This is a genomic window from Desulfosporosinus orientis DSM 765, assembly GCF_000235605.1.
In the GTDB taxonomy this organism is placed as follows: Bacteria; Bacillota; Desulfitobacteriia; order Desulfitobacteriales; family Desulfitobacteriaceae; genus Desulfosporosinus; species Desulfosporosinus orientis.
In genome coordinates this window covers 2,582,900-2,606,686 of sequence record NC_016584.1, presented here as the reverse complement: position 1 = coordinate 2,606,686, position 23,787 = coordinate 2,582,900, and the positions used below count along the sequence as shown (strand labels likewise).

The following is a 23,787-nucleotide window of genomic DNA, read 5'->3' as shown; positions in this document are numbered from 1 at the left end:
ATTTTCATTAGGCTAGCAAATATAACCCGCAATAATCTAACTCGCAATTTCTATGCCAATTAATACGATTGGTAAAGAAAATTTGGCTGGTCGTCAAAGTCGCACTTTGATTTATCGCTGAGAGGGATTCGCTTAAAAAACAAAAAACAAGCCCAATCATGTAAAACATCACGGGCTTGTCGCAATAATGAATGAGTTCACTCAAATTTCGCGTATGTGCTCTCTTTGAATATGGCTATTTGTCTTTCTTGAGGATAATCATAGTTTTATAAATTATAACGGGCGATTTTTTGATAAAGCGTTGTTCTGGCAATACCGAGTTCATTAGCGACCCGAGTGATATTGCGGTTGTGCTTTTCGAGAAGACTTTCGATAAGAGACCTCTCATAATTTTTTACTGGAATATGATTTTCTCGGGTCTTAGCAGAACGAATCTCTGCCGGCAAATGATCGATGGTTAATATCGTGTCGTTGCAGACGTTCACCACACGTTCCAATACATTTTGCAGTTCACGTACGTTTCCCGGCCAAGAATATTTCTTAAATAGTTCCAGCACAGTTTTGTCCGGCTGAATAGGCGGCTTTTTAAATTTAATACTGAGATTGGCTAGAATTTTTTTGGTGAAAAGGACAACGTCTTCTTTTCTTTCACGCAAAGGCACCATTGGTATGGCAAAGACGTTGAGCCGGTAGAAAAGGTCTTGGCGAAACTTGCCTTGACTGACTTCAAGAGCCAAGTCTTTATTGGTAGCGGCTATAATCCGTACATCCACCGGTATGACTTCGTTGCCGCTGACGCGAGTTATCGTCTTGGTTTCTAAGACCCTTAAAAGCGAGGTTTGAAGTTCTAAGGGCATTTCCCCGATTTCGTCCAGAAATATAGTGCCGCCGCTGGCCAGCTCAAATTTCCCCATTTTCCCTCCTCGTCTGGCACCGGTGAAGGCGCCCTCAACATAACCAAACAACTCACTGGCGATCAGCTCACGGGGGATAGCTCCGCAATTCAGCGCTACAAAGGGACCTTTTTTTCTAATTCCCGTGTTATGAATTGCTTGGGCAAACACATCTTTGCCGGTGCCGCTTTCTCCGAGCAGCAAGACGTTGGAGGTGCTGTCTGCGGCTTTTCGGGCAAGCTCCAAAGTTTCTATGTAAGCCGGATCTTCTCCGATTAAATCCAAAAAGGTAAAATCCCCTCTGGCTCCGCTCATACGTTGTACCAGTTTTTGAGCACGTGCAATTTCGCTGAACAGAAGGACAGTGCCTTTATTAATACCATTACCCTTGATAGGACGCGACGTAACCAGATAGGTTTTTTTGCTCTTATCGGTAGAAATATCAACTTCTTGATCCGTTATCTGCCTGTTGCAGGTAATGATATTCTTCAAGTCATAGTTTTTATCACCTAAAATGGTATCACAGCTGCCCTTAAGGGCTTCGGCAGCATTATGCTCTAAATAATGGGCGGCTATACTGTTTATTTGAGTGATCTTCCCCTCTTCGTCGACAGCTAATAACCCTTCTGAGATAGATTCAATAATAGCATTTTTGTAGTTATTTGATATTTCCAATAATGAAACTGTTTCTTCCAACTTTAACTGGTTTTCTATTGCCTTAACTGCGGTAACCACCATTCCCAAGGTATGAGGGTGAACTTTTTCATATGCGCCGCTAATGACGAGGGCACCGATTAACCTACCTTGAGGATCGTGAATGGGAGCCCCAGAACAAGTCCAATGGTGTGCTTCCCGCCAATAATGCTCTCGTCCGAATATTTGTACGGGTTTATCTAAAAATAAGGCGGTCCCAACCCCGTTATTGCCAATCGTTTTTTCCGACCAATTCATCCCTGGCACAAAATCACCGGCGATTGCTGACGTTTTTACTTTCTCGTCACCAAGCATTTCCAGCAAGCATCCTTGCTCGTCAGCTAAGACAATAACAAAATTTCCATCTCCGACATAATCTAAAAGGTTCTTCATGACCGGTATACTCACATTGATCAGTTTGCGATATTTATGCAAATGACTTTCTAATTCAGCTCCATGATACACAGCAATGGGTTTTGATTTGATAGGGTCAACATTATAATTATGACAACGCTCCCAAGAATCCCGTATGGTCTCCCGAACAGATTCACCCTCAAATATCCCTTCGTTGATGAACCTTCTCCAAGTCTTTTTTAGCTGGTCCTGCGATGTATAAATCATGATGAAACCTCCTGATAGGATTTATTCTTAGAATATTGTCTTCTTATTTTATAACTCAATAGGATTCAATTTTTCAACTTGGTCGCACCGAAAGTTGAGTTAATAATAAATCAGCAATAAGCCCAGTATCATTTTGTATTTGTATCTTTATGCACAAACCAAAGCCTTAAAGAGTTCAAAGTAATCCCGCTTAGCTCCTAAAACAATATCATATTATTTAGAATTATCTATATTTTATAGCACTGCATTAATTATGTACAGTGTTGTAACTTACTACGGCTTAACTTATTTCCACAACTAGGATTATACTAAAATTTTAAGATCTTCATGTGCAATAATCTTGTACCATAAGTCTGTTTTTAAAGTCCGTTCGAGTTCTCCGCTCATCCCGTCAGCGTGACAGAGGAATGTGCTTTGATTTATCGCTGAGAGGGATTCGCTTGAGAATTTCGAACGTGCTTTGGGGTCATGGGAGGGGCAGCTCTTTTCTTGGGTCTGTTGTTAAAGTCTGGCACAAATATTGCTGCTAGAAAGTTAGGGAAGGAGCAATTAGAAAAATAGAAGCAGGAGGAATGAAAATGAAACAGGAAACTATGAAAGTCCTTGTGTATCATGAACCAGGAAAGATCAGTTTGGATGATGCTCCGGTGCCAAAGATTCTCAAATCAACAGATGCTATTGTAAAAGTGACCTTATCAACAATTTGTGGCAGCGACATTCATATTATCGGGGGTCATGCTGGTGTTCAACCTCCACATATTCTTGGACACGAATTCTGTGGAGAAATAATTGAACTTGGCTCTGCTATTAATAATTTTAAAATCGGAGACAGGGTAGCTATATCCTGTGTTGCCTTTTGCGGTGAATGCTTTTACTGCAAACAGGGTCTGCATTATCACTGCACTGATCAAGACTGTACCTGTTTCGGAACAAATAGACCGAACGGACCGTCGCTTTCCGGTTGCCAAGCCGAATTTGTTCGTTTACCTTATGCTTCTAATTATATGCATAAAATTCCTGAAGGTTTTACGGAAGAAGACATGCTGTTTGTTGGCGACATCTTATCGACAGGCTATTTTGGCTGCGAACAGGTTCATATTCAACCAGGGGAAAGCGTACTCATCATCGGTGCTGGCCCAGTTGGAATGTGTTCTGCACTAACTGCTAAACTGTGGGGACCTGCCCAAATCATCATCGTTGATTTGGATCAGTCGAGGCTCGATGTGTGCTTGAGAGAGGGTATCGCTGACATAGCACTAAATCCTGCGGACGTCGATATTATAAAAAATGTACGTGAACTAACAAACGGACGTGGTGCTGACAGAGTCATTGAGGCAATCGGATCAGAAACCACTCTACAGACGGCTCTTCGAGCGGTAAGGATTGGTGGTAGTGTCTGTACCGTTGGTAGTTATGCAAAACCTGTAACTCTGCCACTAAACACTTACTGGGTAAAAAATATTACTCTCAGTATGGGATTTGTCCCGGTTGACCGCCTTCCTGAACTGATCAAGCTTATCCAGGCAGGAAAAATTAATACCAAGTTCTTAATGACCCACAAAGCACCTCTAAACGATATCATCAAGGGATATGACGTTTTCGGCAACAAGAAGGACGACTGCCTCAAATGGGTTATCACCCCCTATGATAGGTGATAAAAGGACCGAGGCTGCGCCTCGGTCCTTTTATCTTATATCCATAATTTTGTACTCATATCCATAGATTAAATAAGCGGTCTGGCCATCGTCTGTCTTCTTATAGAAGCTATCATACCCTTTGGCAAGCAACTCTTCCACGATTGGAGGCAAAGTACCACCTTCGGCGACGATACGATCAGGTGTAGCTTTCACTCCAAGAGCATCCCAGAGTTCAAAGGGGCCATGTAGCGTGGCGGATTAAAGAAGTGCGTACCTAGAAAGTAGCGTGTAAAGCTCTCTGGAAGCCCTTCCGCCATTGCTCTCAGTGAGATCCCTGAGGTATTAGATGTAACGATAGTACCTTGACGGACATTTGCAGCGACCTTTTGGAAAAGATCCATCTTGATATCAAGCCGTTCGACAATAACCTCGATAACCCAGTCAACCTCACTCAAACGTCCTAAATTATCACTCAGATTTCCAACCTCTATTCGTTCCGCAAACTCGGGCACCTATTTTCCTTGGAACTTAGCAGGACGTTTTTCCATAAAGGCCTTCATACCTTCTTTTTGATCTTCTGTCGCAAACAGCAGACTAAAGCATTTATGTTCATATTCCAGACCAGCTTCTAAATCCATCCTTAACCCCTCATTAACAGCTGCTTTGGCTAAGCGTAAGGCCACTGCACCCTGATCGGCAAATCGTTTCGCCATTTTTTGGGTTTCCGCAGATAACTGATCCGGAGGCACTACTTTATTCACAAGACCTATCTGTAAAGCCTCATCTGCTTTAATAAAAGCTCCGCTAAAAATTAATTCTTTGGCTCTACCGATACCGATCAGACGAGGCAGACGTTGGGTTCCCCCGGCGCCTGGTATAATGCCTAGTTTGATTTCTGGCAAGCCAAATTGAGCATTGTCCGCCGCAATGCGTACATCAGCCACCAAGGTTAGTTCGCACCCTCCTCCCAAGGCGAAACCTGAGATTGAGGCTATAACGGGCTTTGGCATGTTTTCAATATTGATGAAAGCCTTTTGCGCGGGATTACCTCCAGTCGCTACTTCCACTGCAGAAGAAGTGGCCATTTGACTGATATCTGCCCCAGCCGCAAAGACTTTCTCTCCTCCCGTTATGATTACTACTCTCACTGCTTCATCAGCTGCGAGTTTTGTGGCTGCTTCCTCCAACTCATTGAATACTTTGTCATTCAACGCGTTTAGCACATCAGGACGATTTAGTGTAATCGTGGCGATTCCTTCTTCGATTTCCACTAATATTGTCTCATATGACATTAGTACTACCTCCTTTAATTCAGCAGAAATATGTGCTAATCGTTTTAGAGCATTTCCACTACAGTAGCCATTGACGGTCCGCCGCCAACGCAAAGAGATGCAACCCCATATTTACTCCCACGCCGTTTCATTTCACTAAGCATGGTCACTACAATTCGTATTCCAGTGCATCCTACAGGATGTCCAAGAGCAATACCCGAACCATTGGCATTCACAGTGTTCATGTCTAACTTTAATTCACGGTTCACCGCCAGGAATTGCGCTGCAAAAGCTTCATTGATTTCATAATAGTCAATATCCTTAGGCTCCAGTCCGGCGTATTTTAAAGCTTTAGGGATAACGTATGCTGGACCAATACCCATAAATTTAGGTTCCACACCGAACGACGCAGTGGCAAGAATTTTGGCAATAGGCTTAAGGCCAAGCTCCATAGCTTTCTTTGCCGTCGTTAATATCAAGGACGCGGCGCCGTCATTAAGACCGGAAGCGTTGCCGGCCGTAACAGTCCCATCTTTCTTGAAAGCCGGTTTTAACTTTGCAAGACTTTCCAGCGAGATATCTGCGCGGGGATGTTCATCCTCGTCAACCATGATTGTCCCCTTACGAGTTTTGATTTCAACCGGGACTATCTCGTCTTTGAATTTTCCTTCTCTAATTGCTGCAATTGCCCGTTTATGACTTAGAACTGATAACTCATCTTGCTCTTTCCTTGATATGTTGTATTTTTCCGCCAAGTTTTCAGCCGTAACACCCATGTGATATCCCATAAAGGGATCGATTAGCGCATCATACAACAAACTGTCTTCGACCGAGTCTGCCCCCAAACGCATTCCCTGGCGCCCCTTGAGTAATAGATAAGGAACTCGCGACATGCTTTCCATTCCAACGACGACACTTACCGATGACTTGCCCAAGAGCAACTGCTGTGTTGCAATTTCTAACGCCCGCATAGCCGAAGCGCATTGTTGGTCAACTGTAACTGCAGCTGTTTCTACAGGAATACCGACGGCGAGCTGAACCTGACGAGCAGGATTTCCTTTGACGCCGGCTTTATAGACCATACCCCCTACCACATCCTCAACGATACTTGGTTCTACTCCCGCTCTCTTCAGAGCTGCTTTCACCGCTGCAGTCCCCAGCTCAACAGCTGTGACATCCTTGAGAGACCCCAGGAAATCACCAATGGGCGTTCTTGCCCCCCCTACAATTACAACCTCTTCCACTTATAAACCCTCCCTTATTCATTCTTAGTACTTTATACACTGGTTAGCAGTTTAGGTCAGCCCTTGTCGGTCTATTCGGTCTATATTGATAGCAAAACCCATGCCAATCAACACGGATTAAGAAACCCTTAATTAGGCGCCAATTCAGCATGTCACGATTCAATTCAATATTGCACTCACCCTAACCGTTGTAGTGCACTACAGTGTTGTCTTTCACTACAGTCGCGGCAACGACTCACTTCAATGACCGAGATGTTCTCGCCCAGGTCTCCAAGGAACTCGGAGAAGCAATGCCTGGTGGGGACTTGGCGGCATATTTTTTATCTCCTAGGAACTCTTCTGATTCTATTTCCACACAGCTTCTTGAGGAATGATTTTCATAAGGCACTTTTTATTCCCCATTTTTATACTTTCTAACAGTTCCACATCTACTTCACAAGCAAAGGCTTTCTCAAATAAGACTTTACTATACCCTGTCGTGCATTGACACCATGTATTTGTATCTAATCGATCTACCTCTGCAAGCATTGGACATGGGCAAAAGAGAAATTGAAGAAATAGCTCTCCATTTTCACAATATAAACCGGCTGCTTGAGCTTCGTCTAAATTCCCGAATTCTTCCATATTCAATGACAAGGCTATCAGTTCTTTCACTAATGCTAATTTCTCATCCATTCCATATCCGCATTGACAGTTCCTTCTAATCTCATAAATAGCTGACTCATAAAAATGGTTTTCTAATCTTTTCATAGTAGATTTAACCCATGTCGGATTATCCTCAGCCCCAGCCAGTCCATCCATTCCATAAATGATCTCTCTCGCTTTTTCATCATTACTGGCACTTTTGACAGCTGTATAAATTGCCTGTTCTTGAATTTTCCTTATATCAAACATTTTTAAAACCTCCTATAAATCAAACTAATGCTGCTGCAGTTCTTATTATATTAAGAGGTTCGTTTTATTACTTCTTAATTCTTGCCCTATTTAATTGGTATACATAAATCCATAACAACCCGCATGCTTTCTCTGTCTATAGCCCGATAAATATCCAAACCATAGCTTTCTCTCATTTCATAACCACTCTCGGGCAACCAGACAGTAAATACCCCTTGAAAGGCAGCAAAAATATCCTGTATCAATCCTTCAAAGCGGAATTTTGCAAATCCCCCCCCTGGAATAATTATGACATTATCTAACGGACAGTTTTGATCAACCGTCATACAAAGCTCATATAAACACTGCTTTACACTTGTAATGGATGGATCATCATAAAATCTTTCGATCAAAAGTGTATCATCCTTAATACAATCATGATACTTTTCGGTGAATTCAAGCCAATTTTTGCCCAGCTCATTATAGTTCCCAATATGTCTTTCATGGATAACTACAAAGTCATCCAGTTCCGTTATTATAATCTTTTGATCATACTCCATAAATGATTTAAACCGAGCAAGTTTGTCCGCGTAAAAAGGATGGGGAGCAATGGCTGTATACATTGCTTTTCTAAATTCCGCAGGAGAAATATTATGGTGTTTCTTAAACGCCGAACTATAATTTGATGAACTATATCCATACGAAACACCAATATCGGTAATGGATTTATCTTTTTCAAGCTTTAATCTTAAAGCACTCCGTTCCATTTTTAACCGTTTAATAAAGGCATAAGTACTTTCTCCTGTTTCCGCTTTAAAAACTCTGCTAAAGTAATACTTTGAATAATTACAGTAATTTGCTACATCTTCTATGGAGATTTCTTCGTCAATATGTTGCATGATATAATCAATACTTTGTTTTATTAATTCGCTGGTGATTATAATATTCACCCCCATTCTCCACCCATTGTTGCATGAAGAGAGTCATATGATAAATTTCATCAACTCATAAAAATATCCGGATTCATGAGTCCTATAAAGATTATACCAGGCATTTACTATTTTTGGAGAAAACACGTCTAAAGCTCTCAAGACATGTACAGAAAATTCCAATGGAGCTATTCCGGAAGCAGTTATCAGTTTTCCATCAGTTACGGCAGACTCCTGCTTATAGTACTTTTCTCCTGCATAGTTAGGGCAGATCATTTTCAGATATTCCAAGTCATTGCTTGTGTGCCATCAAGCCTCCCATTGTAGTGACAGGAGTCTTTTCAATGCCCACAGTAACTATTTTGGATGGGGCTAATCCTTCCTTATAATATCTTCCGGAGTTCAGTTCAGCAGTTAAATACCCTACTTCCCAATCTGCCATGGTATCAAATACATAAAGATATACAGTATTATTCATTTACATTTCCTCCTATTTTCAAATATAAAGCGCTAATCAAACATCCATCCCTGATCAAAATCAATGTCTATCTCCATGATAAAACAGCTTCACTGAAAACTACTGTCAGTGAAGCTGTTTATCATTGAACAAATAAACAAATGACTATTAGATGGCACTTATTAACCCATTTTTGGATGAATGTGCTAAAATTAATCAGGAGTTGATTGTATGAAAATAGTTGAAATGACCAGCGTACCTAAAGACTCGCTTGTAAATAAAGTTTTTCCCGAAATTCACTACTTAGACTCATTTAGACTAAAAGCACCAGTTAACTGTAGTCTTGAAACTTTTACCTTAACATTAGTTGTCTCTTATCCATCCTGGGTAAGTAAACTTATGTCTATTAGAGATACAATTGTTAAATTATTTGGGCTAAAGACATCACCAAAGCTCCAACAGCTTAATACCAAAATAGAACCAGGAGAACGGATAGGAATCTTTAAGGTTTACTCTATTAGTGAGAAAGAAATTCTCCTAGGTGAAGATGATAAACATCTCAATTTTCGTTTGACAATATACAAAGAACACTCTAATCAATTTATTTATGTATCAACAGTAGTTCACTTCAATAATTTGTTGGGAAAACTATATTTCTTTCCGGTAAAGCCTTTTCATAGATTAATTGTTCTAGCTGGACTTAAGGAGACAATTAAAAAACTATCGTAACTCTCTGATTAAGCGGAAAACAATCAATACGGTTGCCAGCATGATACCCAGGAGAACTATAAGGATACGGATTAAGTAACATATGCTTAAAAGTTAACATTAATCTCCTAAAAATCATTAAGAATAAGCTAAAAACATTATATTGCAACTGGTATATTGTAGTATACTTAGATTTATTAATCTTAATGAACTGAATATCTGGAGGCTAATGATGAAAGTATTAAGAGCAATTGAAATGAACCGCTGTATAGGCTGTTTATCATGTATGATAACCTGTAGCGCCGTCAACCAACAAGACCATTCCATCTTGAAAAGTGCTATTCGTATTAAAACCAGCGGTGGGCTGACAGGCAAGTTTATTGCCATTGTTTGTCAAGCGTGTAGAGGCGATGTACCCTGTGCAGAAATCTGTCCGACAGGCGCACTTATAAAACGTCAAGCCGGAGGAGTTTTATTAGATAAAGAAAAATGTATCGGCTGTGAACTTTGCGTTGGTGCGTGCACTGTTGATGCAATTTATTTTAACTCAGATACAAAAAAGCCTATTGTCTGTAAGCATTGTGGTGTCTGTGTAAGATTTTGTCCGCACGGATGTTTAGAGTTAATTGAGGAGGTTCAGTGATGTTATACGAAAAAGCTGCCAAGGTTTTATACATAGACCTGGCTACAGGTAAAATCGAAATCAAGCAGCGTACGGACTTAAACGATTATCTCGGTGGAGTCGGCATAGCATCGAAATTGCTCGAGGAAACGGTTAGACCTGAACTCCCTCCTTTAGCCCCTGAACAACCCATTATATTGGCGATTGGCGCAATATCAGGTATCTATCCACTCATTACTAAGACAGTTGCCATGTTCCTTTCCCCCCTTACTGGTGAAATGGGGGAAAGCTACGCGGGAGGCAGACTTGCTTTAGCATTATCAATGGCTGGCTATGATGCTGTTGTGATTTCAGGAAAAGCAGCTCGTCCTTCTTATATTGCTATTGAGGGAGATGATATCCAACTCAAGGATGCCCGTCCCATTTGGGGGATGGATTCGGACGTTGTTGGACAATTCCTTCGAGATTCAGAAGAAGGCCAAGGCAGACGCAGCATTTTGCGTATCGGGCCAGCCGGAGAAAAGATGGTCAAGTTTGCAAGCGTTTGTGTAGATACCTATCGGCATTTTGGACGGCTTGGCTTAGGTGCAACGATGGGCAGCAAGCTTGTCAAAGCAATTATTGTCTCTGGAGATAAGACTACTAAAATTCAAAACTTCAAAGACTATTTTCGTTCCTATCAAGCTATATTTAAATCTGTAACTGAAACTGATTTAATGTCAAAATATCATGATTTAGGGACAGCCATCAATGTCGAGTCAGTAAGTGCTTTAGGAGCCTTGCCCACTAAGAATTTGACAGAAAACCACTTTGACGATGCCGAGCAGATTAGCGGGGAAACTTTTGCAGAAGAAAACCTTGTCCGAAAGATGGCCTGTACGGGCTGTCCAGTAGGCTGTATCCATATTGGTCAATTCCGAAGGAAATTTGACGATGGGTATGACTATGAATCCGTCAGCGTTGCCTATGATTATGAGCTGATCTATTCACTAGGAAGCTTACTGGGTATCAACAAAACTGATGAAGTATTACACATGATCGAGGTAGTAGAAAAAACAGGTATGGACGCCATCTCTGCGGGTGTCGCCTTAGCGTGGGCCACTGAAAGTCTACTGAAAGGAATTGTGACCGAAACAGAAACTATTCTCCCCCTAACCTTTGGGAATTCGGAGAACTATTCTAAGGCCATTCGCTATTTAGCCAGTCGGAAAAATTCCTTTTACCAAGCTCTCGGTGAAGGGACCCGCTCTGCCGGAGCAAAGTTCGGCGGAAAAGAGCATGCGCTCCAAGTTGCAGGAAATGAAATACCAGGCTATCACACTGGATATGCCAACTTAGTTGGGCTTACCGTAGGTGCAAGACACTCACATTTATGCAATGCGGGTTACTCAGTCGATCAGTCCATAAAAGACTTTGACGAGCACAAAGCTGTCGATAAACTCTTTGACGAGGAACTTGAACGATGTCTCTTAAATTCCCTCGTTATCTGTCTTTTCGCTCGAAAATTATATAACCGAGAGACTGTACTAAAAGCTCTCAAAGCAGCAGGCTATCCTTTCTCAGATGATGATCTCACACTAATTGCTAAGCGAATATACTCAACAAAGCTGCGCCTTAAGCAAAAACTAGGGTTCGATCCGAGACAAGTCGAATTACCTAAACGCTTCTTTAAGACTCCAAGCATGCATGGAACGCTTGACTCTTCTATTGTAGAAAGAATGATTAATCAGTACGTAGAAAAATGTTCGGCCTTACTCGCCGAACTTAATTAAATTCTATAGCCGCATATCGAACTATCGGGGAACCTATATACTTCTTAACAAATGTAATCTGATTATCAGTAAGTGAGCTAAACTCTTAGCCCGTTACGCCCTTCCCCCATTGATAGCTAATAGTTACGCAAGGTAATACAATTGACCATTGTATCTTTTTGCTATACCAGAAACTGATCCTTTATGATGTTTAAGCCACATGGAAAATCCTTATCAGCATTGTAAAATAGAGCACCGAACATTCGGTGCTCTTTCTGTCACATTGGTTTTTCAAGGCATCTTCCATACCCATAAGATGATGGTACATTTCAAATACATCCGGCCCTACCCAGGTGGTGACAAGAAGAATATTTTACTGTAGTACATTGACAAATATATTTATCGTTCGTACAATATTACTAACGCCCAATATATTGTACAAACGATAAATATATTTTTACAGTTTCCTGTATGAAAAACCCATTACTTACGGAGGAGGTGTATTTTACGAAACTTTTGAAAGATGTCACAGAAACAATCGGTAACACTCCAATGGTGAACCTATCTAGAATTGCAAAGGCATTTGGCGCAGAAGGCAATATTTTTGCTAAGTTAGAATACTTAAATCCAGGTTTTAGTAAAAAAGACCGCGTTGCTTTGCAGATGATAGTCGAAGCAGAAAGAGCAGGACTTCTTACTCCGGGGCAAGCAGTTGTTGAGTTGACAAGTGGTAATACTGGAACTGGCTTAGCAATTGTATGTGCATGCAAAGGATATAAATTTATCGCTTGTATGTCTAAAGGTAATTCTATAGAGCGTGCCAGAATGATGAAAGCCTTAGGTGCAGAAGTAGTTCTTGTTGATCAGATGCCCGGCTCAATCAAAGGCCAAGTTTCCGGTGAGGATTTAGCTCTTGTTGAAGAACGATCAAAGCAAATTGTACAAGAGCTTAATGCTTTTCGAGCTGATCAATTCAGTTTAGAAGCGTGTAATCATGCCCACGAGTATTATACTGGTGAAGAACTATGGGAGCAAACAGATGGAAAAATAGATGCTTTTGTCGACTTTCTCGGAAGCGGCAGTACTTTTTCTGGTTGCTCTAAAACCCTAAAAAAACACAATCCTCAAATTCGCTGCTACGTTGCAGAACCTTCAACTGCTGCAATTTATGCAGGTAAAGAAATCACGGATAAAGGCCACAAAGTTCAAGGCGGCGGATATTGTATGGATCTGCCCCTAGTCGATAAGGCGCTTATTGATGGTTATGTACAGATTACAAATGATGAAGCACAGGATACTGCCAGAAAGCTCGCTGAATGCGAGGGTATATTTGCAGGTTTTTCATCTGGAGCAAACGTATGTGCCGCGCTTAAACTATTATCTACTACTGAAAAAGGAAAAAATATTGTAGTGACACTGAATGACAGTGGACTAAAATATTTGAGTACCGATTTATTTCAGTAATTTAAAATGTAATTGATTGGAGACTATGATTATGACAACTACCATTAGCAGAGATGAAGCACTTGAATTACTTATGAAATATAACAAAGATCCATTTCATATTTTACACGGATTAACCGTATCTGGCGTAATGATGTGGTTTGCCGACACCTTGGGATATGCCGGTGAATCTGAATACTGGGGGATCGTCGGGTTACTACATGATATTGACTATGAAATGTACCCAGACCAACATTGTATAAAAGCTAAAGAATTATTAAGTGCAGCAAATGTCAGCGATGAAATGATATATTCCATTGCCAGTCATGGATACGGAATATGTGTTGATACTAAGCCCATACACTTAATGGAAAAAATACTCTATGCCACAGATGAACTCACAGGATTAATCAATGCCGCAGTTAAAATGCGCCCTTCCAAAAGTTCAATGGATTTAGAGCTTTCCAGTTTAAAAAAGAAATTTAAGGATAAAAAATTTGCCGCAGGCTGTTCCCGGAATGTCATCCAACAAGGAGCAGAGATGTTGGACTGGAATCTGGATGAGCTTCTGGAAAAAACGATATTGGCAATGAGGTCTTGTGAAGAATCCGTTAATCAATCGATGAAGAATTTAGAACTAACCTAATCACATTCGTTTGCCTGTAAGCTTCTGACTTCATATGAATCAGATGCTTCTCTTCTTTAGCATCTGATTCATTGCTCCATGGAAATCATTTTAATGGAGGTCCAAAGATGAATTTAAATGCAATAATCGCAGCAAATCTGAAACGACTTCGTTTGGCGAGAAACCTGAGTTTAGGGCAGTTGGCAGAACTATCAGAGGTCAGCAAAGTAATGCTTAGCCAAATTGAAAAAGGTGATTCCAATCCAACGATCAACATGCTGTGGAAAATTGCAAACGGTTTGAAGGTTCCTTATACTTCATTGCTTGATGATCAGGATAATGACCCGGAATATATTTCACAACAACAAAGAACAGAGCAACATGATTCGGACGGCCACTATCGAATCTACAAATATTATAACAGCACACCCCTTCGTAATTTTGAATTATTCATGATAGAACTTGATCCTGGAACTGAGCATACATCTGTTGGCCATTCTGAGAAATCCTACGAATATATTGTTGTTTTGGAAGGTAATCTTTGTTTGCGCACTAATGAGAGTGAATATCATTTGAACAAAGAAGATTCTATCTGTTTTGCCTCCACAAATCCTCATGTCTATTCCAATAAAGGAGACTGTATAATGAAGTCCATCATAATTAATTACTATCCGGTGTGAACCTCCCCCACCTAAACCATGTTTTCCGTCTAACACACTGACATTGACGGCTTTCTTTTCTTCAAGAACGCTTGACCTATGCTAGGTTGTGGCCGAGGTATTAATATAAAAAACCAGCCATAATTAAAACCTGAGCTAAAATATAAGTGTACATGATAAGAGTCTCATAATTTTTTAACGGCACATTAAAGTTATTATATGCCAATACAGAGTCAGAAGCTATGAAAAATAAGGAACCAAGAAAGGGCAATATAAAGGGTAGCGTAAACCCGTTCCAAATACGGCATAAACTAGTGAAACTCATCATCAGTATGACACACATATAAATAACAACCGGAACTATCATGTTCTTCAGGTTTGGCCTAAGAATCCTCAGAATTGCACAGCAATATAAAATATATGGGACTAAGAATATAAAAAACCAGATTGGAACAACTTCAAAGTATTGTATCGACTGTAAAAAAGCCCAGGTATAGAATAAATGGCCAACAAGGAATGCAAACAAACCAATTGCAAAGAATATTTTTTTCGATCCCCATAATAATGAAAAATCACCAAGAAACCCGAAAAATAAAGCAGATACGATTAACCAGTTAATTTGCACTGCACTTGTCAAATAGAAAAGAATAATTAATGGTACTAATAGGGGTTTTGTCAGCACTTTAAGTTTTTGTATATTATTTTTGTCGGCATACAAGTTGACGATAAAATCAACGATAAAGACAATTACTATAAGAAATTGCAGAATGGCACCACACCTCCAAAAACTAGTTTTATTTAATATGATAGACAAACAGTCTTAGAGCTAATAATACAAGTTCAGACTGTTTTGTCTATGCAACTGTGTATTACTTGTATAAGGCTTTCTTAACCTCAGGTAAATCCAGCATATCAAGTGTTTCAGCAAGCGGTTTGGCAGTTTTTATGTCATATCCCATGGCCTTAAAATAGTTTATCTTTCCTTTTTCAAAATCATTTTGAATCTTTGCGTTGGGACCTTTCTCTAAAGGAGGGATGCCCCTTGCCCTATCAGGCATCTTAAACTCCTTAGGGTTTATGCCTTCACGAATATTAAATGAATGACGAAGGGTTTTTATTCTTCGCCCTATGTTCAGGTATTCCTCAAAGTCTAAGTTCCATCCTGTCATTGCGTTAGTCCATTCAACGATAGGTGGTGTAACTTCTGTGTCAAAAGCAAAGGCACAAAGCCCCAAACCGTTGATAAGATCCATAAAGCAGCTGGCATCCCTCAATTTAACACCCGGATCTGCATCCGTACACTTATTCTTCATCGGATGAAGGTTCTTGTCTTTTAACTTATTGCTCGGTTGAGCAGGTCTATACAAATCGCAGCAGTCCAGCGTACTGGTATGTCTACCTGGTGTGGGCTCCGCTTCATATCCAACTCCTAGACCCATGCCATCGGGATTACGTGGGTCATGCATCGGCAATTCTTGTCCTTCCACATGCATAGCATATGCTTCTGAGTCTTTTCCAAAATGTTCGGATGCGAATTTGACGCCGTTCATGAAGTACCTTCCTACGCCTTCCCCTTTTGCAATTTTTTCTACCAATTTTATAGCCGCTTCGTTATTACCCCAGGTTAACTCCAAACCATCCGTATCAGCGGAGGTGATTACTCTATTTTCATATGCTTCAAAAGCCCATGCAACAGTAGCAGCACAACTGATTGTGTCAATACCGGCACGGTTCAAGAGATCGTTAATCTTGATAATACTAGGCATATCATTGCAGAGCAGCATTGTCCCAAAGCCGCAAATCGTCTCATACTCAGGCTTATGGGTTTCTGAAATAGGATATGGACCTTCTTTTACAGTTACTTTTCCACCGCAACAAAGTGGACAGCTGTAGCAGCCATACTTGTCAGTTTCATATTTAGTTACCGAATCGTTGGAAATTTCATGGGTTAACCTTCCAGGAAAATCGATATAACCGACACCTTTCCAGTTTTTAACCGGGGAATCACCAATGTTGGCTGAGTAAGCTACTGTGCCGGATGTTCCCCATGTTTTCATAGCGTATTTTTCAGGTTCTCCACTAATAGGCAACATATTATTTTCGCTTAGAATCCGTACAACGCCTGATAATATCGGCATATTTGCCGCTTCATTTAACATTTTGTCTTTCAGAGGATGTTTGTAAGTATAAAACTGCTCGGCAAAATCATCTGTCAATTTAGTTATCGTCTGCACGTCAAAAATATTGACGTTCTTGTTACCACCAAGGCATACTGCTTTTAAGTTTTTCGAACCCATTACTGCCCCTAATCCACTTCTTGCAGCCAACCTTCCTTTATCAGTTACGACACCGGAAATCCTGGCCATTTTTTCACCGCCCGGTCCGATGCAAGCTGTTTTAAAGTGAGCGCCATATCTATTAGTTAAATCATCAATCGTATCATTAGAATCCATTCCCCATAAATAAGTGGCATCTATGAGCGCTTTTCTATCACCGTCTATCAGTAAATAAACAGGTTTTTCACTTTTACCCACAAAAAATATACCATCATATCCGGAGGACTTTATTGCCGGAGCAAAATATCCTCCACAGTTGGCGTCGCCCCAAGTATTTGTTAGCGGACTTTTCCCCATAATCATCCAACGCCCAGAGAAAAATGCACCAGAGCCGGTTAAGAGGCCGCTCATCATACCTAAAATATTTTCAGGACTCAACGGATCTATCCCTGGCTGCAGTTTATCAAATATTATTTTCGCTCCCAAACCATAACCTGTTAAAAACTTATTGTAAAGGCTATCTTGTATTTCCTCTTCCTGTAAGGTTCCTGTAGTCAGGTCTACCCATAGTATTTTTCCCATGTAGCCAAATGGCATCATTCTACCTCCTCATAGTTGTGCATTATATTGGACGTCTAGTTCACATCTTAGGTAAAAGTGGGATGCTCTCTTATTTGAAGCCGTTTTAAACTAAAATTCTATATCTAAGCATTAATTCCTTCCAAAACCCATAAATATTCCAATTAAAAGCATAAAATCCCAGACCGTTTGTAAGTGGTAGATAAAATAGCGGCTCGAAAAAACCTTCTGTCTTTAATTTTTATGAAGTTCCGGGTTCTGCCGGTACCAAAGGAAGAGCTTATTGTAACAAGCTCTTTAATCTTGAAAAGCAATGGAAAGAGCTACCGCATGAGGAACGTAAAATAAAGCATTTAGAACAGAGTATCTCTGTTCTAAATGCTTTTTTTGTGTGGGCTGAAAAGGTGAATACTAATCAAGAGCCCTTAAAGAATTGGAAGGCTTCATGCCCTGGGCGGATACGCTGCCGGAATTCAACATGCCCGGAGTGTGCGATTTGTCGGGTTTGAAAACACATCATTAGTCCATAAGTGAGGAGTGAATATAAGAACCGCACCATCGGGACGTCTGGCAATCCATTGATCAGGGATTATTTCTCCTTGAACCAAAGCCTCTCCTACACCACGTACTGCATTAATGATCAACTGACTTGAGTTATAAGTAAGGGGGTTAACCGTAAAGACCACTCCCGAAACCTCATGCGGGGCCATATCCTGAATCACTACGGCAAGAGCAGCTTCACTATCTTCGAATCCTTGTAATAAACGATACTGCACCGCTCTTGGTGACCAAAGTGAAGCCCAGCATTTTTTTATGGCTTCGAGAACGGCACTTTCTCCTTGGATATTAAGATAAGTTTCCTGTTGACCTGCAAAACTCGCACTTGGTAGATCTTCAGTAGTAGCCGAGGAACGAACAGCAACTGTCGGGCTGCCCATTTTTCTATAAGTTTTAAATACTTCCAGCATAACTTCTTCCGGCAAGGAAGCATTTTCTATTTCCATCTGAATCTTAGAAGTTACAGCTTCTAATGTTGGTAAGTCATGGACATTAATTTTCGGCAAACGAACCTTAGTTATACAATGACGGTACCCTTCAACGGTTAAAACAAAACCTTTGGGCACTTTCATTCCGGCTAAAACCAATTCACCTAGATTAGCACCTTTTCCTCCTGCTAAGGATAGGTCTTTTCTTGTTAATTCTTGAAGTAACCGTACAAATTTCATTGTCTTATTCTCCATTAACCTATTTTACTTTATCTTCTTCAAATCTAGGACTTGAAGCTTTCCAGCGGTTCCGTCCACTCGAACACGCTGCCCATTATGCAATATTTTTGTTGCATTAATCGTCCCAACAACTGAAGGAAGTCTATATTCTCTTGAAACGATTGCAGCGTGAGACAATGCTCCACCTGAATCAGTGACAAAAGATCCCAACTGTCAATATATAGTACTTTTTTTTGAGCTAAAAAATGACCACGAAATCGTGATCATTTAATGTCAGTTCGCTTTATAATAAGTATTTGGGGTTGGATCAACTTCATTTAATAAACTGATTTAAACAAGCGACTGATTCTTCTGATAATATACGAACATAAGATTCAATATCTCTCAAATGTTCGCACACTAATTGTTCTTCTACTCCGAAAGGCGCATATACCGTATAAATAACACGAGTTGTATGCTCCGTTATGGCGGTTCGCATGTCCGGGCCCCGAAGGATAGTTGAGATGACAGCTTCTTGATCCGCAATCATAATGTCACAAGGTATGGTTTTCACATTATGGCCGTTCAGAGTTGTGAAGCTTTCGCTCCCAGTTGAGATTTTTAAGCTCAGCGGTGCCTTTATTTTATCGAGGTCGTGGCTGGCTGTCAGAAGCATATTTTTAAGCTCCGCCATGAACATTGCTTCAACCAACGGTAAGCCAGACGGTATTGTTTTTCCTTTTATAACCGATTCGAGCTGAGGCAGAACATGATAAGTATATCCGAATTTCTTATAGTATGAAACATAAGCGTCCATAGGGTGAAGTGCTTTCAGTTCCCCGCGTGTTGCCTGACCATATTTTGATCTTATCGTGTCTTCAAACTCCTGCTTGACAAGCATTAGCTTATCTTCGGAAGATACACTCTGTATGTTCTCCATGACCAGAATTCCGATGGAGCACTTTGCTGTATCTCCTGCTTCATTAACAAAAAAATCCATTATTCCTTTACCTGTTCCTTTCCTTTGTTTTTTGTATTCTTAAATATCGGAGACGCGGCATCAATACTTCAGTCCCAATAAGGATCATGCCGACGATTACAAGAAAACCGCCCAACCACTGCTGGTAATCGGCACTTTCGCCCAACACTACGGTTGATAGTAGCATGGAAGTAAACGGCATCATGCCCGAAAAAGCCGCAGCTGTGAACGCGCCGCATCGCTTTATTCCAGAGTACCAGCAGATAAATGCCAGAGCCGTTACAAATACACCGTACCAAAGAAGAGCTGTCCATTCCGTAAGGCCGATCCCTGACAGTTCCTTCAATGGATGCTCAAACGGTGCGGGGATCAGGCATAGAATCAGAGCAATTGCCGATACAATTGCGGTCTGAGCAATAGGATTTGAAAGTCCTTTCAAGTCCGCCGCAGCCTTAACGGCTGAAATACGTGACAGCGTATTGAAAGCGGACTCACAGGCCGCCGCACAAAGTACGAGCATATTCCCGCCAATGTGTTCTAAGGATAAACCGTTTCCCGGCGTTAATACTCCTTGGATGATTAGAATGCCTCCTACAGTACAGAGTATCCCGGCAAGTTTTCTGCCGCTGACCGGCTCCCTTAATACAATCATAGCGAGAAGCGCTGTTATGGCAGGCGTCGCGCCTGTGAGTATGCCCGCTTCTCCAGCGCTGGTATAATAAAGGCCGCTTAGTAAAAACATACGGAACAGAAAAATACCGCATAAGGCCTGAAGCGACAAAAAAAGAAAATTACGAAATGACATTAATCGAATATACTGGACAAGTTGTTTACCACATAATGGAACCAAAAACACGAGCGCAAAAAACAGACTTACTGCCGTGATTGTAAATGTCCCGAGCTTTCCTGTAACAAATCTGGCCGATATGACGCTGGTTCCCGCCAGCGAAAAAGCGCAAATCAAATATAATTTCCCGTTCAAACGATCCATTCTAATATCTCTCCGAAAATGTATTGGATTCTTTTAAGATGATGGTATAATTCTACCCATACCACTGGTTCTATTTAAGAGCCAGTATAGAGCAGATTTTACAGAGCCAGTTGGAGGCATTATGTTAGGAATTGAATTGAACCGGAAAAGTGAATTACAGTTATGGCGTCAAATTTATCAGTATTTAAAAGAACTGATGATATCCGGGCAGCTGAAGGCGGGAGAAGCTCTGCCGTCCACGCGGGAATTAGCGAAGGAGCTGAATGTTTCCCGCAATACAGTTTGCGAGGCTTATGACTTGCTTATTGCAGAGGGCTTTGTAATAAGCCGTCAGGGATCCCCCACACGGGTTTCGGACGGTTTATGCATTGAACCGGTTAAACCGGCATTATCTCCTAATAAAAAAAGCAAGGCAGTCCGGTCAATTTCTGTAAGCTTTCGGACAGGCAGACCCGACTTAAGGCAATTTCCTAGGTTCCTTTGGCAGCAGTTGCTGCATAAGGCTTCCGAGGAACTGCCTCCTGAGGCTTTTGGTTATACCGGACCGCAGGGATTGCCTGACCTTCGAGAGGAAATTGCAGCTTGGTTGTTCAGAAGTCGAGGTCTTAAAGTTGCATCGGACGATATCTTTATAACTGCTGGCGCAACGCACGGGCTGCATCTTATTGCGGATATTCTGTGTGGGGACGGTCAGAAAATATTGATGGAGGACCCCTGCCATCTCGGTATGCTGGGCACGTTCATAAACAAAGGCTGCCCCATTGTTCCTATACCAGTTGATGCCGAGGGGATTCAAACCGATTACCTGTCAAAGTGCGGAAGTACAGGCGCAATATATGTTACGCCATCTCATCAGTTTCCCTTGGGAGGAATTCTTCCCGCATCACGCCGTGCCGTGCTGATTCGCTTTGCCAGAGAAAACGATCTTTATATCATTGAAGACGATTATGACAGCGAATTCCGATATGGCGGCGAGCCCATTGCTCCTCTTTACACTTTGGACCCGCAACGTGTGATTTATGTTGGTACCTTCAGTAAAGCAGTTTTTCCAGCACTGAGGATAGGTTATGTAATTTTGCCCTATCAGCTTCAAGAGCGCTGGTGTGATCTGCGTACTCATACGGATGTACAAAACCCACCCTTTGAGCAGGCTGCTTTGGCAAAATTTTTAAGGACACGCAAGCTTGACAGGCATGTCCAAAAGATGCGTAAAATTTATAGCCAGCGCCGACAGGTGTTGTTTGAGTCGCTAGAAGAAGCCTTTGGCAGCGAGTGGATTGCTTATGGAGATTCCGCCGGGTTGCATGTTGCTATAGATTTTCCTAAAATGCGCTTTGATGAGGCGTTTAAAAGCAGCTGTCTACAAAACGGAATATATATTACACCTGTAGAAAGCCACTGCATAGAAAAAGGCAAGCATCAAAGCAAGCTGCTTATTGGATATGGGCATCTGGAACCTGATGTAATCAGAAACGGTGTTATACTATTGTCTGATATTATTAAGGAATTAAATATCTGAGTTGATATCGTTGCTGGCCTTCTGTCTTTTGCTAAGTTCTGACCAGAGTAATAAGCGTGTAAACAAACTTTATTACCTAGTTCAAATCAGCACAGGGTAGCTGCCAATTGTGGCTACCCTGTGTGTTTTTCTGCTATAAGCCGAGAATAGACCAGTCGATCCTCGCATAAGGATGGTGGAAAAACATACCTGTAGATGGTAGGATAACAATAAATAAGAATTTGAAGGGAATAAATGTATGAAAGATTGGTTTACAATCGACCGCATTGACGCAGATACACATATCATCAGCGAATATCGACATTGGGAGGAAACGCACTGCTATCTTCTGAATGGTTCTGAGCGCAGTCTTCTGATTGATACCGGCCTCGGTATTTGTAATATTTATGACGAGGTAAGGAAGCTGACGGACAAGCCGGTTATCGCAGTTGCCACCCACATCCATTGGGATCATATTGGCGGTCACAAATATTTTCCGGATTTTTACGCTCATGAAGAAGAACTGAATTGGCTCAACGGCGAATTTCCTCTGACCATGGAACAGATCAAAGGCATGGTAGTTGACCGCTGTGAGCTGCCGGAAGGATATGATGTAAACAAATATGAATTCTTTCAGGGTACACCGGCAAGGGTGCTGAAGGACGGCGATAAAATTGACATTGGAGGCCGATGCATTCAGGTACTGCATACTCCCGGACATTCACCGGGGCATATGTGCTTTTGGGAAAAAGATCGCAGCCATCTTTTTACCGGTGACTTGGTCTATAAAGACACGCTGTTTGCCTACTATCCATCCACCGATCCGGAAGCGTATCTAGTTTCTTTGGAGAAGATTTCGGCACTACAGGTGAAGCGTGTGTTCCCGGCACACCATACTTTGGACATTCAACCTGAAATCCTTATCCGGATGCACGATGCTTTCCGACAGCTCCAAGCCAAAGGGCAGCTGCATCACGGCAGCGGAACATTCGATTATGGCGACTGGGCTGTATGGTTGTAACATAAGCACTCACAACCCCTCCAATTTAAAAAATCGGCGGTTTTGAGATGACTAATCTAGATTAGTCAGACCTTAAAACCGCCGATTTTTTAATCTCAAGAAGGGTTATGCCAAGCTTAACATAGCCCTCCTTATACAAAGTAAACGGGTGAAAACCTTTTATGATTAGGTATAGTTCATTTAAACTTCTGAGTTATTATCAACAGGGAAAAGTACTTTGAAAAATCCTTTTTGCAATACGGGATATTTTGCAACTAGTTTTCCCATAAAGAACTGGTCAACTCCGATCGTGTAAATGGCAGCCCCAATTAGCAAGATTATAAGCTGAAAAATTATGAGTTGCGGATTTACGGAAACTGTTCCGCTTAACAAGTAGGAGAAATTCATAATTATACCAAAGAACGCTGCAAGAGCGGAGAAACAACCGAGAATTAAACCCAAACCAACAAAAAATTCTCCAAACTTCACAAAACAGGCCACCAGTGGTGAAGAAGGAATGAAAACATTGCTTATGAACCAAGCCCAAACATCACTGACGTTAGGATGAGCAGCAGCCGCTGCCCCTTTACTTGCAAGTAATGCCCCGTGTGTCTGAGCAAGACCACCTTTTAGAAATCCTGTAACTGCAGTGCCATTAAAACCAGAAATAATCTTTTCCCATCCGGAAGTTAAAAAATCATAGCCAACATAGAGGCGTAGGATAAGACCGATTATGGATTTGATTGAATGTTTCAAAGTTATTACCTCCTGTATAATTTATGACAGTAACTATTAGAAACCTATTCCGTCGAATCTCCATCTACATGATTAGG

At 41.3% G+C, this 23,787-nt stretch carries 21 protein-coding genes and 3 pseudogenes; 9 read left to right on the top strand and 15 right to left on the bottom strand.

From position 1 onward, the window contains the following. Nucleotides 1-266: 266 nt before the first annotated feature. Nucleotides 267-2,207 (bottom strand): sigma-54-dependent Fis family transcriptional regulator, encoded by a 1,941-nt coding sequence (locus DESOR_RS12225; protein WP_014184894.1) that lies wholly within the window; start codon nt 2,205-2,207, stop codon nt 267-269. Nucleotides 2,208-2,785: 578 nt separating this feature from the next. Here DESOR_RS12225 and DESOR_RS12220 point away from each other — a divergent pair. Next, a complete protein-coding gene (locus DESOR_RS12220; protein ID WP_014184893.1) occupies nt 2,786-3,862 on the top strand; it encodes an alcohol dehydrogenase in 1,077 nt (358 codons plus the stop codon). Between the two features lie 30 nt (nt 3,863-3,892). On the opposite strand, the gene DESOR_RS29360 is transcribed toward DESOR_RS12220, so the two are convergent. The 7 genes and pseudogenes from DESOR_RS29360 to DESOR_RS12190 all read right to left on the bottom strand — a co-directional run bounded on the left by DESOR_RS29360 (nt 3,893) and on the right by DESOR_RS12190 (nt 8,639). Further along, nucleotides 3,893-4,057: a hypothetical protein gene (locus DESOR_RS29360; RefSeq protein WP_158309032.1), complete on the bottom strand. Its 165-nt coding sequence runs from the start codon at nt 4,055-4,057 to the stop codon at nt 3,893-3,895. Between the two features lie 29 nt (nt 4,058-4,086). Then, nucleotides 4,087-4,356, bottom strand: a pseudogene (locus DESOR_RS12215) (3-hydroxyacyl-CoA dehydrogenase NAD-binding domain-containing protein); the annotation flags it as partial. Further along, nucleotides 4,357-5,136 carry an enoyl-CoA hydratase/isomerase family protein gene (locus tag DESOR_RS12210; protein WP_014184892.1) on the bottom strand — a complete coding sequence of 260 codons (780 nt, stop codon included), beginning with the start codon at nt 5,134-5,136 and terminating at the stop codon, nt 4,357-4,359. A 44-nt stretch (nt 5,137-5,180) separates the two neighbouring features. Further along, the gene (locus DESOR_RS12205; RefSeq protein WP_014184891.1) at nt 5,181-6,359 is read right to left on the bottom strand and encodes a thiolase family protein; all 1,179 of its coding nucleotides are present in this window, start codon (nt 6,357-6,359) and stop codon (nt 5,181-5,183) included. Nucleotides 6,360-6,704: 345 nt separating this feature from the next. Beyond that, entirely contained in the window at nt 6,705-7,253 is a 549-nt protein-coding gene (locus DESOR_RS12200) for a DUF6144 family protein (RefSeq protein WP_014184890.1), read from the bottom strand. Nucleotides 7,254-7,339: 86 nt separating this feature from the next. After that, nucleotides 7,340-8,188, bottom strand: a complete 849-nt coding sequence (locus DESOR_RS12195) for an AraC family transcriptional regulator (RefSeq protein WP_081468500.1) — start codon at nt 8,186-8,188, stop codon at nt 7,340-7,342. Nucleotides 8,189-8,215: 27 nt separating this feature from the next. Then, nucleotides 8,216-8,639, bottom strand: a pseudogene (locus tag DESOR_RS12190) (type 1 glutamine amidotransferase family protein). 210 nt (nt 8,640-8,849) lie between these two features. Between DESOR_RS12190 and DESOR_RS12185 the strand changes: the two are divergent. From DESOR_RS12185 to DESOR_RS12160, 6 genes are all read left to right on the top strand, one after another. Next, nucleotides 8,850-9,347, top strand: a complete 498-nt coding sequence (locus DESOR_RS12185) for a DUF2867 domain-containing protein (RefSeq protein ID WP_014184888.1) — start codon at nt 8,850-8,852, stop codon at nt 9,345-9,347. Nucleotides 9,348-9,555: 208 nt separating this feature from the next. Next, nucleotides 9,556-9,969 carry a 4Fe-4S binding protein gene (locus tag DESOR_RS12180; protein WP_242832500.1) on the top strand — a complete coding sequence of 138 codons (414 nt, stop codon included), beginning with the start codon at nt 9,556-9,558 and terminating at the stop codon, nt 9,967-9,969. Next, nucleotides 9,969-11,720: an aldehyde ferredoxin oxidoreductase C-terminal domain-containing protein gene (locus DESOR_RS12175; RefSeq protein ID WP_014184886.1), complete on the top strand. Its 1,752-nt coding sequence runs from the start codon at nt 9,969-9,971 to the stop codon at nt 11,718-11,720. Before DESOR_RS12180 ends, DESOR_RS12175 begins: the two co-directional genes overlap by 1 nt. Before the next feature lie 495 nt (nt 11,721-12,215). Then, on the top strand, nt 12,216-13,163 hold the full coding sequence (locus tag DESOR_RS12170; protein ID WP_242832499.1) for a PLP-dependent cysteine synthase family protein: 948 nt from the start codon (nt 12,216-12,218) through the stop codon (nt 13,161-13,163). A gap of 31 nt (nt 13,164-13,194) precedes the next feature. Continuing rightward, nucleotides 13,195-13,788 (top strand): hydrolase, encoded by a 594-nt coding sequence (locus DESOR_RS12165; protein WP_014184884.1) that lies wholly within the window; start codon nt 13,195-13,197, stop codon nt 13,786-13,788. Between the two features lie 107 nt (nt 13,789-13,895). Continuing rightward, entirely contained in the window at nt 13,896-14,447 is a 552-nt protein-coding gene (locus tag DESOR_RS12160) for a helix-turn-helix domain-containing protein (RefSeq protein ID WP_014184883.1), read from the top strand. 100 nt (nt 14,448-14,547) lie between these two features. On the opposite strand, the gene DESOR_RS12155 is transcribed toward DESOR_RS12160, so the two are convergent. The 6 genes and pseudogenes from DESOR_RS12155 to DESOR_RS12135 form a co-directional block, all read right to left on the bottom strand. Continuing rightward, nucleotides 14,548-15,108: a lysoplasmalogenase gene (locus DESOR_RS12155; protein ID WP_282434414.1), complete on the bottom strand. Its 561-nt coding sequence runs from the start codon at nt 15,106-15,108 to the stop codon at nt 14,548-14,550. A gap of 187 nt (nt 15,109-15,295) precedes the next feature. Beyond that, entirely contained in the window at nt 15,296-17,302 is a 2,007-nt protein-coding gene (locus tag DESOR_RS12150) for an aldehyde ferredoxin oxidoreductase family protein (protein WP_042331152.1), read from the bottom strand. 452 nt (nt 17,303-17,754) lie between these two features. Beyond that, nucleotides 17,755-18,507 carry a PEP/pyruvate-binding domain-containing protein gene (locus tag DESOR_RS12145; protein ID WP_014184880.1) on the bottom strand — a complete coding sequence of 251 codons (753 nt, stop codon included), beginning with the start codon at nt 18,505-18,507 and terminating at the stop codon, nt 17,755-17,757. Between the two features lie 24 nt (nt 18,508-18,531). Next, nucleotides 18,532-18,705, bottom strand: a pseudogene (locus tag DESOR_RS28065) (PEP-utilizing enzyme); the annotation flags it as partial. Nucleotides 18,706-18,820: 115 nt separating this feature from the next. After that, complete coding sequence (locus DESOR_RS12140) at nt 18,821-19,486, bottom strand: phenylalanine--tRNA ligase beta subunit-related protein (RefSeq protein WP_014184879.1); 666 nt, start codon at nt 19,484-19,486, stop codon at nt 18,821-18,823. A gap of 7 nt (nt 19,487-19,493) precedes the next feature. Then, nucleotides 19,494-20,456 carry a DMT family transporter gene (locus tag DESOR_RS12135; RefSeq protein ID WP_014184878.1) on the bottom strand — a complete coding sequence of 321 codons (963 nt, stop codon included), beginning with the start codon at nt 20,454-20,456 and terminating at the stop codon, nt 19,494-19,496. 121 nt (nt 20,457-20,577) lie between these two features. Here DESOR_RS12135 and pdxR point away from each other — a divergent pair, with 121 nt between their 5' ends. Together pdxR and DESOR_RS12125 are read left to right on the top strand one after the other, a co-directional pair. Beyond that, on the top strand, nt 20,578-21,975 hold the full coding sequence (gene pdxR / locus DESOR_RS12130; RefSeq protein WP_014184877.1) for a MocR-like pyridoxine biosynthesis transcription factor PdxR: 1,398 nt from the start codon (nt 20,578-20,580) through the stop codon (nt 21,973-21,975). 238 nt (nt 21,976-22,213) lie between these two features. Beyond that, nucleotides 22,214-22,975: an MBL fold metallo-hydrolase gene (locus tag DESOR_RS12125; protein ID WP_014184876.1), complete on the top strand. Its 762-nt coding sequence runs from the start codon at nt 22,214-22,216 to the stop codon at nt 22,973-22,975. Nucleotides 22,976-23,155: 180 nt separating this feature from the next. On the opposite strand, the gene DESOR_RS12120 is transcribed toward DESOR_RS12125, so the two are convergent. Beyond that, nucleotides 23,156-23,710, bottom strand: coding sequence for a DoxX family membrane protein (locus DESOR_RS12120; RefSeq protein WP_014184875.1), 555 nt, complete (start codon nt 23,708-23,710; stop codon nt 23,156-23,158). Between the last annotated feature and the right edge of the window lie 77 nt (nt 23,711-23,787).